Here is a 14,242-nt window from a genome sequence, read left to right as displayed (position 1 = left end):
GACGCCGCCATCGGGAGGAGTTGATCGATGCCTGAGCAATTCGTGGTCCGTCGCGAGATGCAGATCGCGGCACCGCCAGCGACCGTGTTCGCTTTCCTGACCGATCCGCAGAAGATCATCAGCTGGATGGGGCTGGAGGCCACCACCGAGCCGCATGCAGGCGGGCTCTATCTGCTCAAGGGCGTCGGCGGCGACCATCAGCGCACTGCGCGCGGCGCCTTCCGCGAGGTGGTGCCGGTGCATCGGCTCGCCTACAGCTTCGGCTGGGACGGCAGCGACGAGGTGCCGCCGGGATCGAGCCTGATCGAGATCGACCTGATCGACAAGGACAGCGGCACCCTGATGCGCATGACCCATAGCGGCCTGCCGAGCGAAGCCCAGCGCGCCAGCCACGAGCGCGGCTGGGCGCATTATCTCAGCCGCCTGACCGAGCGTGCCGCAGGGCGCGATCCCGGCCCTGACCGTGGCGCGTCACACAAGACCTGAGATCGCCCTAAGGTAGATCATATCGGCCACACACTGTTTTGATTGTATGGCGCAGACTGCCTTGGTAGGGTCGGCGAAGCCCATCATGCTGTCGAACACAGGTCTGCGAGGTCGAGATGGACGCGCTCACGCTCTACGTCATCCGTCATGCCGAGAAGCCGGGCGAGGACTTTCCGGGGCCGGGTTTCATGGTCGATGGCGTCGAGGACAAGGAATCGCTCGTCCTTCGCGGCTGGCAGCGTGCCGGCGCCTGGGCGAGCCTGTTCGGCACGCACTTTGGCGGAAGCGACTACGCCAAGCCGGATGCGATCTACGCCGCGACACCCGGCGGTGAGCTTGATCCGAACCAGGGGCCGAGCCGCCGTCCGGCCGAAACCATCCTGCCGCTCGCGGACCGCCGCAAGCTCACGGCGAACGAGGGGTTCGGCAAGGGCAACGAGAAGGGCTTGATGGACGAGGTGCTCGGCCTGAGCGGCGTCGTGCTGATCTGCTGGGAGCACAAGGCGATCATCTCGGACATCATCCCGCGCATTCCCGTCAGCAAGGGCACGCCGCCCAAAAAATGGAACGGCAGCCGGTTCGACGTCGTGCTGCGATTCGATCGCGCCGAGGACGACGACAAATTCAGCTTCAAGGAGCTGTTTCCAAAACTGCTGTCGGGGGATTCCGACAAGCCGCTCGATAGTTGAGCGCGCGGACCTCGCGGCCAACACGCAACCGCGGCCAGGCGGCATTCCATCGCATCGGCTGCGGTGCGCGGGCGCGTTCGACGATCGCGATGAGCATCACCATCGGCATCAACACCCAGTGCAGCGGCCCGCCGGCCAGGAGCGGCAGCAGCATCAGGGACCAGCACGCGCCGGCGCACCAGATGCCGTGGGTGGTGCCATAGACGAGCGCATCGATCTCGGCGCGAATGCCGAAGGCTTCGAGCGCCGGACGGCGATGACAGAGATTGAGGCTGGCTTGCTTGAGGGGCGTCGCCTGCCAACCGAGCGCGATCAGTGCGCCGATCGCGATAGCCGGTAAAGCGGTGGCAGCGGCGAGGACCAGCGATGCCGTGACCAGCAGCACGCCGACGGCAAGCCAGATTGCGACATAGCCCAGGACGAACAGCGCGATGGCGCGGCCGCGCCGCCGCGTCAGGCTGCGCCGCCAGACATGCTGCAGCGGTGAAGCAAGCAATGGCGGCATCATCGCCAGCAGCATCAGCGCAAGATCGGGCAGCCGCGTCAACGCCGCGATGTTGCCCGAGAGCGTGTCGCCGGAAAGACAGAACGCCGGCAACGACGCGCTGCTCTCGCGAAGCGCAAGCACCGTCCATCCGGCCGCAGTCGCCGCAAGCAGCGGTGCAGGCAGCCGCTTCACGGCCTGCCATGCGACCTGCAGCGCGGGCATCTCAGTGCCCCTGGCGGTACACGCTGATGCGGCCGATCGAGACATCGCCGCTGCCGGTGCCGGGCACCGCGGACACCAGTTGCACCTTCAACTCGTTGCCGAGCGCGGATTGCGTGTGCAGCCGGTCGACGATCGGCGTGATGTCGAACGACGCCGAGGCGCCGTTGCCGCCGGTCGGGCCTTGCGGCTTGCTGGCCTTGCTGACGCCGAACATCGAGACCGTGCCCGCCAGATGATCGGGATGCTGTTCGGGGTCGGCGCCTTGCGGCAGGTTGACATAGACGTAGAACATCCCGGCGTCGGTCGGGCTCTTGATGTTCTCCAGCCGGAGATAGACGTGATCGGGCTGCTTCGCGGCGGCCGCGAGGTTGTTGGCCTGGAGGCTTGCCGACAGACGCTGGCGCTGTCCCTCGTCGAGGCGAACGGGAGATTCCACGACATCGCTGTCGATGCGGACCGTGCCGGCATTGGCGCCGAGCAGCTCGGCCGGTTTCGGTGGTGCCATTGTGACGGCTCCTGCAAGTTCGGAGGCGCGGGCCGGGGCCACCCCGAGCGATTCCAGCCGGGCGGAAAGGGTGGTGACCGGGGGCGGCGCGACCGCATCGTCATCATAGACGTAATCGAGGCCGGGCGCCTTGGTATCGAGCATGTCCTGGGCGTTGTATTTGTGCAGCACGCCGTCGATGCCGGGCATGACGAACTTCCGGTCGCTCGGACCTTCGAGCCAATCGGTATCCGTGGGGTTCTTGAATGCGTCCGCCGGCATGCCCGGCCGCCGGATCTGCCGCAGCCAGACGTTCCAGAGCCGGTCGATATTGGCGTGATGCAGCCAGAAGATCGGATCGAGCGCCGCGGTATCGGGATTGGTCATCAAGCCGAGCTCGAGCGGGTTCTGGCTCAGCTGGTTGCCCCTGAAGCCGCCACCGACCAGCACGTGCACGCCGCCATGCGGCGTGGTTTCCAGCACGCCGAACGTGCCGTCGCTGTCGCCATGCGAGAACGGTGTCTTGACCCCGCCGAAGCCGGCGGAGCCGCCATCGGCCGTGCCCTCGAAGAAGTTCTCCGCCAGCGTGGCAGCGACCGCAACGGCGCGCGGATCGAGCTTGATCGGGTTCTGCACGTTGGGAAACTGAACGGCGCCGTAGCGCTGCTTCACGTGCAGGAAGTTCGGACTCCCGTCGGGCAGCGTCGGTTTCGCGAACGCCCGCGGCAGTTCGCGGGCCTCGTCCGTATCGGAATAGTCCCAATAGGGGATCGTCCAGTCATCGGGACCGCCGAGCTTTGTCACGGCATCGCGGACGATCTGCTCGAAGGCTGAGACGAAGCCGCGATGCCAGGGCAGGAAGTACCAGGTCATGTGCTGGCACTGACGCCACAGCGTGTTCTGCATGCTGACCGGCGGCAGCGGCGTGGTGGCGCTGATGAAATTAAAGCCCTGCCAGATGTCGACATCGATGCCGTGGATGGCGCCGAGCGACCACCAGCTCGTCGGATCGGTGATCGGGCGTTGCTTCAGCGCCCCAACCGCCTTGCCGTACCATTCGAGGGTCTTGTCGTCGGCGGGAAGGGTCCAGACATTGCGACGGACGTGCGGCATGACGCGCTCTCCCGGTTCCAAATGGATTGCTGGCAATGGAGGCAGGCTAGGTGAATATAATTATCATTGCAACCTAAGAGTGATCGAATGCTCGTCGCATCTGCGTGATCGAACGGTGCGGCGACGTGCTGTGATCCAATCAGGCGAGCCCGAGTTCCTTGCGCAACTTGCGCGTCAGTCTTGCCACAATCAGTGCGTGCGCCTGTATGAGATATCCCACAAGTTCACGATCGGGCAGGGCATCATTGCTGACCAGTTGCACCCATTTGGCACGCGCAAGATACGGCGCCGGACGAGCAAGGCCTTGTTCGATCAGCATCGCATAGGCCATGTCCGAGGTCTTGAACATGAAGCCGCCGCCAAAGCTCTCGATGAAGCCGCCGGCGATCGCGAACATCTTGCCGCCGACCTTGAACACCGACGTGCCTTCCCACTGCACGATCTTGGTCGCATGCGGCAGGCGCAGGCAGTGCTTTTCGAAGAGTTTGGGACTCATGCCGCTTCATAGGCCGACCGTTCGGCCCGAGACAAGCCTGTCCGGCGCGGTCCGGCGGCCGGCTTGAAATTCCCGTGATGGCGGCTGGCGTGATCGTGAGGCGGCCCGGCTGGATTTTGCTTGCCGTTGCTGCTCTCTTCGACATCGAGAGCAGGAGTCGATTGCCCCATGTCCGATCCGTCATCCCATCCGCTGGACCGTCCGATCTGGAGCGCGTTGACGACGCGGCAGCGCGGCCTGGCCGAAGGCGGCGCCGAGGCGCTACGTTATCCGACGGCGATCGCACCCTTTGCCGATATGGTCGACATCTCCGAGCGGAGCTTTGCCGCGCTCGCGGCGATGATGACGGGGCCGGAGATCGCGGTGCTGTTCACGCCGGAGGCCGTCACGGCGCCACCGTTCTTCAAGGTCCTGTTGGCCGAGACCGGCGAGCAGATGATCGGCACGCCCTCTGAGTTCTCGCTGCCTGGCGTCGAGATCGGCACGCTTGGCGTGAGCGACGTTCCCGACATGATGGCGCTGACCGAGCTGACGAGGCCCGGACCATTCAGCGCGCGGACCCATGAACTCGGCACCTTCCTAGGCATCCGCGTCGACGGGAGACTGGTGGCGATGACCGGCGAGCGGATGACGCCGGGCAACTACACCGAGATGACGGCGGTCTGTGTCCATCCCGAACATCGCGGTCGCGGCTATGCGCAGGCGCTGCTATCGGCGGTCGCCAGGCAGATCGTGGCGCGCGGCGAGATTCCGTTCCTGCATGTCTTCACCAGCAATACCTCCGCGATCGCGCTCTATCGCCGCCAGGGCATGGAGATCCGTCGCCGGCTGCATGTCACGGTGCTGCAGAAGCTGAGTTGAGGGAACAGGGGGCGCTCCTTCGGAAGCGACCCACCGGCTGGCGATGCCGGCCCGAGGCGGCAATCTGCCGCGCATCCCCAGACAGGGCGTGTCGTCGGGCCACTAAATCAGGAGTTGCGATCAGTGTTGGGCACGTGCGAGGATCAGAGATCGAGAGGTTGCGACACCAGAAGCGTTTCAGACTAATTTATTTCGTCGGCCGTTTGCTTTCGGCCTGGGCCTCCTGGTGCCGCTCGCCGCTCATGTTTGTAGGGCAGCACGGCATGACGTCCTCCTATCCCCCACCATCGGTGCGCAAGCTGCGCGTCTATGCATTCGATCCGCAGACGGCGAGCACGCTGGGATCGATCGGTTATGCCTACGCCACGGTCGCGCTGCCCTGGGAGGAGAGCTGGGAAGAGCCGCTCGACGTCGGCCCGGTCAACGAATATCTCGAGGTCATCGATGTCGATCCGGCGAGCGGCCAGTTCTACGAAGCGGTCAATCTCAACGATCCGCATCTGCTTGCCCAGGACGGATTGACGCCGACCGAGGGCAACCCGCAATTCCATCAGCAGATGGTGTTTGCGGTCGCGATGAAGGTCATTCGCCTGTTTGAGCGCGCACTCGGACGAAAGATCATCTGGGCACCGCGCTGGGAGAACCGGCGGTATGTCCCGGTGAAGCGGCTGCGGGTCTATCCGCATGCGCTCCGCGAGGCCAATGCGTATTACAGCCGGGAAAAGCGCGCGTTGCTGTTTGGATATTTCCGCAGCGCCAATGCCTCGGCGGGTGCGAGCTGGATCTTCACGGCGCTGTCCCACGACATCATCGCGCATGAAACGACCCACGCCGTGCTGGACGGCCTGCACCGCCGCTATGCGGAGGCGACCGGTGTGGACAGTCTCGCATTTCATGAGGCCTTTGCCGACATCGTAGCCCTGTTCTCCCATTTTACGCTGAGCGAGGCCGTCTACGCGCACATCCAGGACAAGGGGGGAGCGCTCGAAACACACGCCTCCGTCCTGAGCGGACTGGCGAGCCAGTTCGCGGCCGGGACGACAGGTCGTCAGTCGCTGCGCCAGTATGTCGGCTCCGCTCCCGATCCGGACCTGCTTGCAAAAACCACCGAATGCCATGACCGCGGTGCGATCCTGGTCGCGGCGGTGTTCGATGCGTTCCTGACCATCTACGCCAAGCGGACCGAAGATCTGCTGCGCATCGGCGGCGTCGAGCGCGGGCAAGGCAAGCGCCTCGATGCCGATCTCGCGGCGCGACTGACGCGCGAAGCCGTCAAATCGGCCGACCACGTACTGCGGATGTGCATCCGCGCGCTGGATTACATGCCGCCGGTCGACGTGAAGTTCAGCGAATTCCTCCGCGGGATCATCACTGCGGACAATGATCTCGTCCCCAACGACACCTACAACTACCGTATCGCTTTCACGGAAGCGTTCCGCCGCCGTGGCATTCTGGTCGAAGAGTGTCTGTCGATGTCTCCCGAAAATCTGCTGTGGGAGAGTCCCGAGCAGATGCTCGACAAGAACCCGCTGGAGATCGACGACATCGAGGAGATCGACCTCGATCTTGTCCCGCACTATAGCCGCGATGCGATCATTGAAAGCTCGGAGCAGAATCGCCGCAAGGTCTGGAATTGGCTGGTCCAGCCGGATCCGAAGCAGCCGAAGATCGACCGCAGATGGGAAGAGGCGCTCGGCGTGTACTTCGTGATGCCGAAGGGCCGCGAAAGCATTTTCGAGAGCTGGGACGGCGGGCCGGCGGTCGAGGTTCACAGCGTGCGGACGACGCGCCGGAGCGGACCCGACGGCCAGGACGTTCGCCAGCTTGTCATCGAGGTGACGCAGCGGCGGCGGGGATATCTTGATGCCGACGTGCAAGCGAAGGTCGATGCCGGCGGGCGCAAGCCCAAACCGGATTTCATTTTCCGTGGCGGCGCGACCCTGATCATCGATCTCAGGGAAAATCGTCTGCGCTACATCATGCGCAAGCGCATTGATGACGCGCAGCGGTTGAGCGATCAGCGCGATTTGTTGCTGCAGCCGGATGGCTTCGGTTTCACCTATCTAACGGCCGGCCCCGGACAGCGCGTGGTCGAGCCGTTTGCGATGGCGCATCGCGGCCAGTGAGGGGCAGGCAATGAAGAAGGCCAGGGTCAGGAAAGCAAAGGCTGGGACGGCGCCGCCGACGATCCCGCCATCGTCGCCACAGGGGGCGGGCGCGGCCGGTGGCGAGGTATCGATCAGGATGTACCGGGGTTTGCTCGGCGACTTCTTTTTCGTTCAGCACAAGCAGGGCCCCGACGCCTTCAAGATGCTGATCGATTGCGGCGTGCTGCAATGCATCGGCACCGCCGCCGCCAAGCCGTCGACATCCCGCGGCAAGGGGCGGATCGTCGCCGCCGCAACGGCCTTCATGAAGGATTGCGGCGGCTCGCTCGATCTCGTGGTCGCCACGCACGAGCATTTCGATCATCTGTCCGGATTCATCTTTGCGAAGGATGTGTTCGCGAATTTGAAGATCGGCCGGGTCTGGATGGCCTGGACCGAGGATCGCACCGACAAGGTCGCCAACGGCTACCGGAACAAGAAGGGCAAGGCGCTGGCAGCGTTGACGGCACTGGCGCAGAATTCCCGTTTGGCCGCCACCTCAGAGATCGCGACGGTCAACAATCTCCTGCAGTTCTATGGCGGTCCCGATCACCTCAAGAATGGCGTTGCGCTCGCCGCGGACGGCGCGCTTCCCGGCAGAGCAAGCTGCGAGGCCGTGCTGGAATGGCTGCGGCAGAAGGCAGGCGCGGGCAACGTCGCGTTCCTGAAGCCCGGCGAGGTCGTCCGCTGGGGGGTGAAGGATGGCTTTCGTGCCTATGTCCTTGGCCCACCGCGCGACAACGACAAGCTGCTGCGTCAGCTCGATCCGTCGAAGGGGGCCGCGCGCGAGGTTTATCTGGCGCGTGGTGAAGATGTCGAGACTGTCAGCGGATTGGCCGCGATTCACGGCAAGGACGGCCGGTCGGATTTTGGCGATCAGCCATTCGTAAGTCTGCACCGGCGCCCCTACGACGCGAATGCCAAGCCCGGGAGCAGAGCAGGGAACGCGAAGAGCCTGAAGAAGGATCCCGTCTTCCAGCTCTACAGGAACGCCCATGACGCGTACCGTCGGATCGATGCCGAATGGTTGGGCAGCGCGGAAGACCTTGCGCTCAAGATCGATGGTGACGTCAATAATACCTCGCTGGCGCTGGCGCTCGAACTGTCCGACAAGCGGATCCTGCTGTTCCCCGGTGACGCGCAGGTCGGCAACTGGCTCTCCTGGGGTGACCAGACCTACCCGGCCGACGAGGTCAAGGACGGCCCCCGCCTGAAGGTCGAAGAGCTGTTGGCGCGCGCAGTGTTCTACAAGGTCGGACATCATGCCAGCCACAACGCCACGCTTCGCGAGCGCGGCCTGGAACTGATGACCGATCCGCGTCTGTGCGCAATGATCCCGGTCGTCGAGGAGACCGCGCATGAGCAGAAGACCAGGAGCTCGCCCAATGGATGGGCGATGCCGTATGGCGATCTCTATTCCCGTCTGAATGAGCGCACCAAGGGCCGGATCCTGCGCGGCGATGGCAATGTCGCCGCGGAGAAGGACAGCTTCAAGGATGCTATCTTCAAATTGACCTATGAAAGCAATTCCAGCGATCCGCTCTGGTGCGAGCTCGCGCTCGCTCTACCGTCTTGAGCGGAAGAGCCGGATAGCGGAACGAGGCCGCGGATCGCGGTCTCATGACTTGACGTCGCGCCTGCCACGGTCGAAGGAGGATGCAGGCTTCCTCCAACCCCGCAGGTAATTTCATGACACGCGTGCGCTGTATCACCGAGATGGGCATGGGCGTCGACGTCCACGGCCGCGATGCCACCAAAGCCGCCAGGCGCGCGGTCTCCGATGCGATCCGTCACTCCAGCCTCGGCTTCTTCCGCATGCTCGGCAAGACCGCCAACGACATGTTCGTCGATGTCACCATCGCGGTGCCGAATCCCGAGGATGTCGATACCGCAGCGATCGCGAAGGAACTGCCGTATGGGACCAAGACGGTGAAGGCGATCGCCGGTGGGCTCGAAATCCCCTCTGATATCGGCAATGATCCGATCCTGATCGCGAACGCGGCCGTGATCGTGAGTTTTGACGACGGCAAATGATGCGTAGATGCGTAGGGTGGGCAAAGGCGCGAAGCGCCGTGCCCACCATTCACGGCGTGCTCGCGATGGTGGGCACGCTTCCGCCTTCGCCAAGGCTTCGGCGGACAAGTCGCTTTGCCCACCCTACGATCTTTGCGATCTAGTGACACAACAAACTAAAAAGGGAGACACCACCGTGGTCGAGGACAGCAGCGCCTATTGGAAGAACGCGCGGGTCGAACTTCGCGCTGCCGGCTTCGAACCCGACCGCGCGGCGAAGGCCAGCGCCGTGGTCACGATCGCCAGCGCCTACACCAACGCGCATCGCTGCAACAATCGCGTGCGCGCGATCAGCGACCTTTTGGTCGAACTGCTCGCCGAACGCGGCGGGCTGGGGCTGATCGTCGGCGCGCCGGCGGTGTCTGACGCGCTGACCCAGGGCACGCCGACCGCCGGCTACAGCCTCGCATCGCGCGACGTCGTCGCCGACTGCTTCGAGATCGGCCACTACGCTCACCATGGCGACGCCATGATCGTGATCTCCGGCTGCGACAAGACCGGCGCCGCCGCGCTGATGCCGCTGGCGCGGACCAATGCGTTCGGTCTGGTGCTCTATCCCGGCACCTCCTCGCCGGGGCGGGTGTCGTTCGGCGCCTGGGCCGCCAAGGGCGACAACCTCACCATCATGGACTATGCCGAAGGCCGCGCGGCGCATGAGGCCGGCCGCATCTCTGCCGATGAGCTGACCGAGATCGAGCGCAACGTGATGCCGGGCAGCGGCACTTGCGGCGCGATGTTCACCGCCAACACCATGAGCACGATCGCGGAAGCGATCGGCATGATGCTGCCGCACGGCGCTTCCCATCCGGCCGATTACGGCGCGGGCAAGGATATCCACGCCGACGTCCGGTCGCAGGCGCGCGCCTCGGTTGACGCGCTGTATCGCCTGATGGCGGCCGGCATCCGCCCGCGCGACATCATGACCGAGCGCGCCTTCGAGAATGCGATCGCGACCGTCTATGCGATGGGCGGCTCGACCAACATGTATCTGCATCTGCTGGCGGTGGCGCGCGAGGCGCAGATGCCCATCACCATCGATCGGATCCAGGCGGTCGGCGAGCGGATCCCGCTGCTGGCCAATCTGCAGCCGCACGGTCCGTTCGCAATGGGCAGCCTGCACGCGATCGGCGGCGTGCCCATCGTGATGAAGGAGTTGCTGCGCAACGGCCTGCTGCATGGCGACGTCATGACTGTGACCGGCAAGACGCTGGCGGAAAACCTCGCCGACGTGCCGACGCTGGAGCAGATCCCGTTGCAGCAGATCGTCTCGCCGGTGGCAAAGCCGGTCGCGCCGCCCAACCGTCACATCAGCGTGCTCAAGGGCAACATCGCGCCGGAAAGCTGCGTGCTGAAGCTGTCAGGCAAGACGCTCGACAACGGCACCTTCCGCGGCACCGCGCGGGTGTTCGATTCCGAGGCCGACACCATGGCCGCGATCCGCGCCGGCACGATCAAGCCCGGCACTGTCATCGTGGTACGCAATGTCGGCCCGGTCGGCGGACCCGGCATGCCCGAGATGGTGATGCTGACCATCCAGCTGCAGGGCCGCGGCCTCGGCGACGACGTCGCGCTGATCACCGACGGCCGTTTCTCCGGCGTCTCGCACGGCATCCTGATCGGACACATCTCGCCGGAAGCCGCGCGGGGCGGTCCGATCGCCGCGGTGCGCGACGGCGACACCATCGTGATCGATCCCGTGGCGCGCACCTTGAATGTCGAGCTGTCCGCTGAGGAGATCGCCAAGCGGATGGCCGCGTGGCGTGCGCCGGATCGCGATATCAGGCGGGGCTCGGTGCATGACAAATACACCCGCCTGGTGTCGTCGGCGCATTATGGCTGCGTGCTCTGAGAGGGTGCGCGATCCGATCATCCATGACCGAATGGCCCTTGCGGCTGACGATGTCGTTCGTAGATTAGCCCCTCAACAATAACCAGGCAAAGACCGCTAATGTCCGATCTGTCCCAATTCCCGATTACAAAACGCTGGCCTGCCCAGCATCCCGACCGCCTCCAGCTTTATTCCTTGCCGACGCCGAACGGCGTGAAGGTCTCGATCATGCTGGAAGAGATCGGCTTGCCCTACGAGGTGCATCTCGTCGACTTCGGCAAGGACGACCAGAAGACGGCGGAGTTCCTGTCGCTCAATCCGAACGGCAAGATCCCCGCGATCCTCGATCCCAACGGTCCCGGCGGCAAGCCGCTTGGCCTGTTCGAGTCCGGTGCGATCCTGCAGTACCTTGCCGAGAAGACCGGCAAGTTGCTGCCGCAGGATCCTGCGCGGCGCTGGGAGACCATCCAGTGGGTGCACTTCCAGATGGGCGGCATCGGGCCGATGTTCGGCCAGGTCGGCTTCTTCCACAAATTCGCCGGCAAGGATTATGAAGACAAGCGCCCGCTGCAGCGCTACGTCGCCGAGTCCAAGCGCCTGCTCGGCGTATTGGAGACGCGGCTACAGGGCCGGCAGTGGATCATGGATGACGAGTACACCATCGCCGACATCGCCTCGCTCGGCTGGGTGCGCAACCTGATCGGCTTCTACGGCGCACGCGAGCTCGTCGAGTTCGATCAGTTCAGGGACGTTGCCGCCTGGCTCGTGCGCGGGCTGAAGCGGCCGGCGGTGGAGCGCGGGCTCAACATCCCGAAGCGGCCGTGAATATGATGACCTGAATACGAAGTTGTGATTGTCGGTGGCGCCGTCGGTATCCCAAGATGGCGCCACCAAAAAAGCTGGGGGGACGATCACATGACATCAGACGCGATCCAGCCTGCCGTCCGTCCCCATCATCAGCCCTGGTACAAGATCCTCTACGTCCAGGTGCTGATCGCGATCGTGCTGGGCATCCTGGTCGGCTATCTCAACCCCGATCTCGGCAAGGCGCTCAAGCCGCTCGGCGACGGCTTCATCGCGCTGATCAAGATGATGATCGCGCCGGTGATCTTCTGCACCGTGGTGCATGGCATCTCCTCGATGGGCGATCTCAAGCGCGTCGGCCGCGTCGGCCTGAAGGCGCTGATCTATTTCGAGGCGGTCTCGACGGTGGCGCTGGCCGTCGGCCTCCTGGTCGGCGAGGTGCTGCAGCCGGGCCGCTCCTTCAACATCGATCCGTCCACGATCGACGCCAAATCGGTCTCGACCTATGTCACGCAGGCCAAGGAGCAGGGCATCGTCCAACATCTGATGGCGATCATCCCCGACAGCTTCTTCGGCGCGCTGGCGCGCGGCGACCTCTTGCAGGTGCTGCTGATCTCGATTCTATCAGGGTTTGCCATCGCCCTGATGGGCAAGCCGGGCGAGCCGATCGCGGCTGCGATCGACAAGGCCGCAAAGATGTTCTTCGGCATCATCCGTCTCATCGTTCGCGTCGCCCCGCTCGGTGCGTTCGGCGCGATGGCGTTCACGGTCGGCGCCTATGGCCTCGGCTCGCTGCTGAATCTGGCGGCGCTGATCGGCACCTTCTATCTCACCAGCATCCTGTTCGTATTGATCGTGCTCGGCTCGATCGCGCGGCTCGCCGGCTTCTCGATCATCCGCTTCATCGCCTATATCAAGGACGAGCTGCTGATCGTGCTCGGCACCTCGTCGTCGGAGACGGTGCTGCCGCAGATGATCCAGAAGATGGAGCATCTCGGCGCCTCGCGCTCGGTGGTCGGCCTCGTCGTCCCGACCGGCTACAGCTTCAATCTCGACGGCACCAACATCTACATGACGCTGGCGACGCTGTTCTTGGCGCAGGCCACCAACACCCACTTAACGATCTGGCAGGAGCTCGGCATTCTCGGCATCGCCATGATCACCTCGAAGGGCGCTTCCGGCGTCACCGGCGCCGGCTTCATCACGCTGGCCGCCACGCTGTCGATCGTGCCTGACATCCCGATCCAGTCGATTGCGATCCTGGTCGGCATCGACAAGTTCATGAGCGAATGCCGCGCGCTGACCAATCTGATCGGCAACGGCGTCGCCTGCATCGTGATCAGCCTGTCCGAGGGCGAACTCGACAAGGACGCGCTGCACGAGACCATGGCGCATCCACTCGAGCTCGGCGAGGCCCTGGAGCCTGGGGCGGGCCGCTGATCCCAAGCACGACAGGAGACCTCCATGTTTCAATTTATCGATCGCGGGCGCCGCCGCTTCCTCGGCGTTGCGGGCGGCGCGCTCCTCGCGGACAGGCTGGGCATCATCGGATTTGCCTCTGCGCAATCGAAGCCCGCGCTGCCGGAGGTCAAGGCCGGCGCGCACACCTCGCTCGGTCCGCTGAAGCAGATCGACGCCGGTGTGCTCAATGTCGGGTATGTCGAGATGGGGCCCGCGAATGGTCCGGCCGTGCTGCTGCTGCACGGCTGGCCCTACGACATCCACAGCTATGCCGATGTTGCGCCGGCGCTGGCATCATCGGGCTATCGCGTCATCGTGCCTCACATCCGCGGCTATGGCAGCACGCACTTCCTGTCTTCAGACACGATGCGCAGCGGCCAGCCGGTCGCGGTCGCCGCCGACATGATCGCGCTGCTGGACGCGCTGAAGATCGAGAAGGTCATTCTCGGCGGCTATGATTGGGGCGCGCGCACCGCCAACATCATGGCGGCGCTCTGGCCGGAGCGCTGCAAGGCGATGGTCTCGGTCAGCGGCTATCTGATCGGCAGCCAGCAGGCGGGCAAAATGCCGCTGCCGCCGAAGGCCGAGCTGCAATGGTGGTACCAGTTCTATTTCGCCACCGAGCGCGGCCGCGAGGGCTACGAGAAGTACCGCCACGACTTCTCAAAGCTGATCTGGCAGATCGCCTCGCCGAAGTGGAATTTCGACGACGCAACCTTCGACCGCAGCGCGGCGGCCTTCGACAATCCCGATCATGTCGCGATCGTGATCCACAATTATCGCTGGCGGCTCGGTCTGGCCGAAGGCGAAGCCAGGTATGATGCCTTCGAGACAACGCTGGCGCAGGCGCCTGTGATCGCAGTGCCGACCATCACGATGGAGGGCGACGCCAACGGCGCGCCGCATCCGGAGCCGAGTGCCTATGCGAAGAAGTTCTCGGGCCGTTACGAGCATCGCACGCTGACCGGCGGTATCGGCCACAACCTGCCGCAGGAGGCGCCGCAGGCCTTTGCGCAGGCGATCATCGATATCGCCGAAGGGTAATCGCGTGCCGAGATCGATGTGGAGATGCGTGATGGGCGATCTGGCGC

Annotated in this window: 13 protein-coding genes; 10 read left to right on the top strand and 3 right to left on the bottom strand. The window is 64.4% G+C overall.

The window, feature by feature from the left end; genetic code table 11:
- Positions 1 to 27 precede the first annotated feature (27 nt).
- Complete coding sequence (locus JQ604_RS29710; protein WP_212364248.1) at positions 28 to 486, top strand: SRPBCC family protein; 459 nt, start codon at positions 28 to 30, stop codon at positions 484 to 486.
- A 116-nt stretch (positions 487 to 602) separates the two neighbouring features.
- Positions 603 to 1,175 carry a histidine phosphatase family protein gene (locus tag JQ604_RS29705; protein ID WP_212364247.1) on the top strand — a complete coding sequence of 191 codons (573 nt, stop codon included), beginning with the start codon at positions 603 to 605 and terminating at the stop codon, positions 1,173 to 1,175.
- On the opposite strand, the gene JQ604_RS29700 is transcribed toward JQ604_RS29705, so the two are convergent.
- From JQ604_RS29700 to JQ604_RS29690, 3 genes are all read right to left on the bottom strand, one after another.
- Entirely contained in the window at positions 1,117 to 1,884 is a 768-nt protein-coding gene (locus JQ604_RS29700; protein WP_212364246.1) for a DUF2182 domain-containing protein, read from the bottom strand. The two genes, JQ604_RS29705 and JQ604_RS29700, sit on opposite strands and share 59 nt — an antisense overlap.
- 1 nt (position 1,885) lies before the next feature.
- Entirely contained in the window at positions 1,886 to 3,481 is a 1,596-nt protein-coding gene (locus tag JQ604_RS29695) for a tyrosinase family protein (protein WP_212364245.1), read from the bottom strand.
- A gap of 139 nt (positions 3,482 to 3,620) precedes the next feature.
- Positions 3,621 to 3,977 (bottom strand): MmcQ/YjbR family DNA-binding protein, encoded by a 357-nt coding sequence (locus JQ604_RS29690; protein WP_212364244.1) that lies wholly within the window; start codon positions 3,975 to 3,977, stop codon positions 3,621 to 3,623.
- A gap of 168 nt (positions 3,978 to 4,145) precedes the next feature.
- Between JQ604_RS29690 and JQ604_RS29685 the strand changes: the two genes are divergently transcribed.
- From JQ604_RS29685 to JQ604_RS29650, 8 genes are all read left to right on the top strand, one after another.
- The gene (locus JQ604_RS29685; RefSeq protein WP_212364243.1) at positions 4,146 to 4,838 is read left to right on the top strand and encodes a GNAT family N-acetyltransferase; all 693 of its coding nucleotides are present in this window, start codon (positions 4,146 to 4,148) and stop codon (positions 4,836 to 4,838) included.
- A 263-nt stretch (positions 4,839 to 5,101) separates the two neighbouring features.
- The gene (locus tag JQ604_RS29680; protein ID WP_212364242.1) at positions 5,102 to 6,964 is read left to right on the top strand and encodes a hypothetical protein; all 1,863 of its coding nucleotides are present in this window, start codon (positions 5,102 to 5,104) and stop codon (positions 6,962 to 6,964) included.
- Between the two features lie 10 nt (positions 6,965 to 6,974).
- Positions 6,975 to 8,561, top strand: coding sequence for a hypothetical protein (locus tag JQ604_RS29675; protein ID WP_212364241.1), 1,587 nt, complete (start codon positions 6,975 to 6,977; stop codon positions 8,559 to 8,561).
- A gap of 113 nt (positions 8,562 to 8,674) precedes the next feature.
- The gene (locus tag JQ604_RS29670; protein ID WP_212364240.1) at positions 8,675 to 9,019 is read left to right on the top strand and encodes a Lin0512 family protein; all 345 of its coding nucleotides are present in this window, start codon (positions 8,675 to 8,677) and stop codon (positions 9,017 to 9,019) included.
- A 175-nt stretch (positions 9,020 to 9,194) separates the two neighbouring features.
- Complete coding sequence (locus tag JQ604_RS29665) at positions 9,195 to 10,907, top strand: dihydroxy-acid dehydratase (protein WP_212364239.1); 1,713 nt, start codon at positions 9,195 to 9,197, stop codon at positions 10,905 to 10,907.
- A 99-nt stretch (positions 10,908 to 11,006) separates the two neighbouring features.
- Entirely contained in the window at positions 11,007 to 11,711 is a 705-nt protein-coding gene (locus JQ604_RS29660; RefSeq protein WP_212364238.1) for a glutathione S-transferase family protein, read from the top strand.
- A 90-nt stretch (positions 11,712 to 11,801) separates the two neighbouring features.
- Entirely contained in the window at positions 11,802 to 13,130 is a 1,329-nt protein-coding gene (locus tag JQ604_RS29655) for a dicarboxylate/amino acid:cation symporter (protein ID WP_212364237.1), read from the top strand.
- Positions 13,131 to 13,154: 24 nt separating this feature from the next.
- A complete protein-coding gene (locus JQ604_RS29650; RefSeq protein WP_212364236.1) occupies positions 13,155 to 14,195 on the top strand; it encodes an alpha/beta fold hydrolase in 1,041 nt (346 codons plus the stop codon).
- Positions 14,196 to 14,242: the final 47 nt, after the last annotated feature.

The organism is Bradyrhizobium jicamae (genome assembly GCF_018130695.1).
In the GTDB taxonomy this organism is placed as follows: domain Bacteria; phylum Pseudomonadota; class Alphaproteobacteria; order Rhizobiales; family Xanthobacteraceae; genus Bradyrhizobium; species Bradyrhizobium jicamae_B.
The sequence above is the reverse complement of the archived record's forward strand: the minus strand, read 5'-3'. Positions and strand labels throughout refer to the sequence as shown.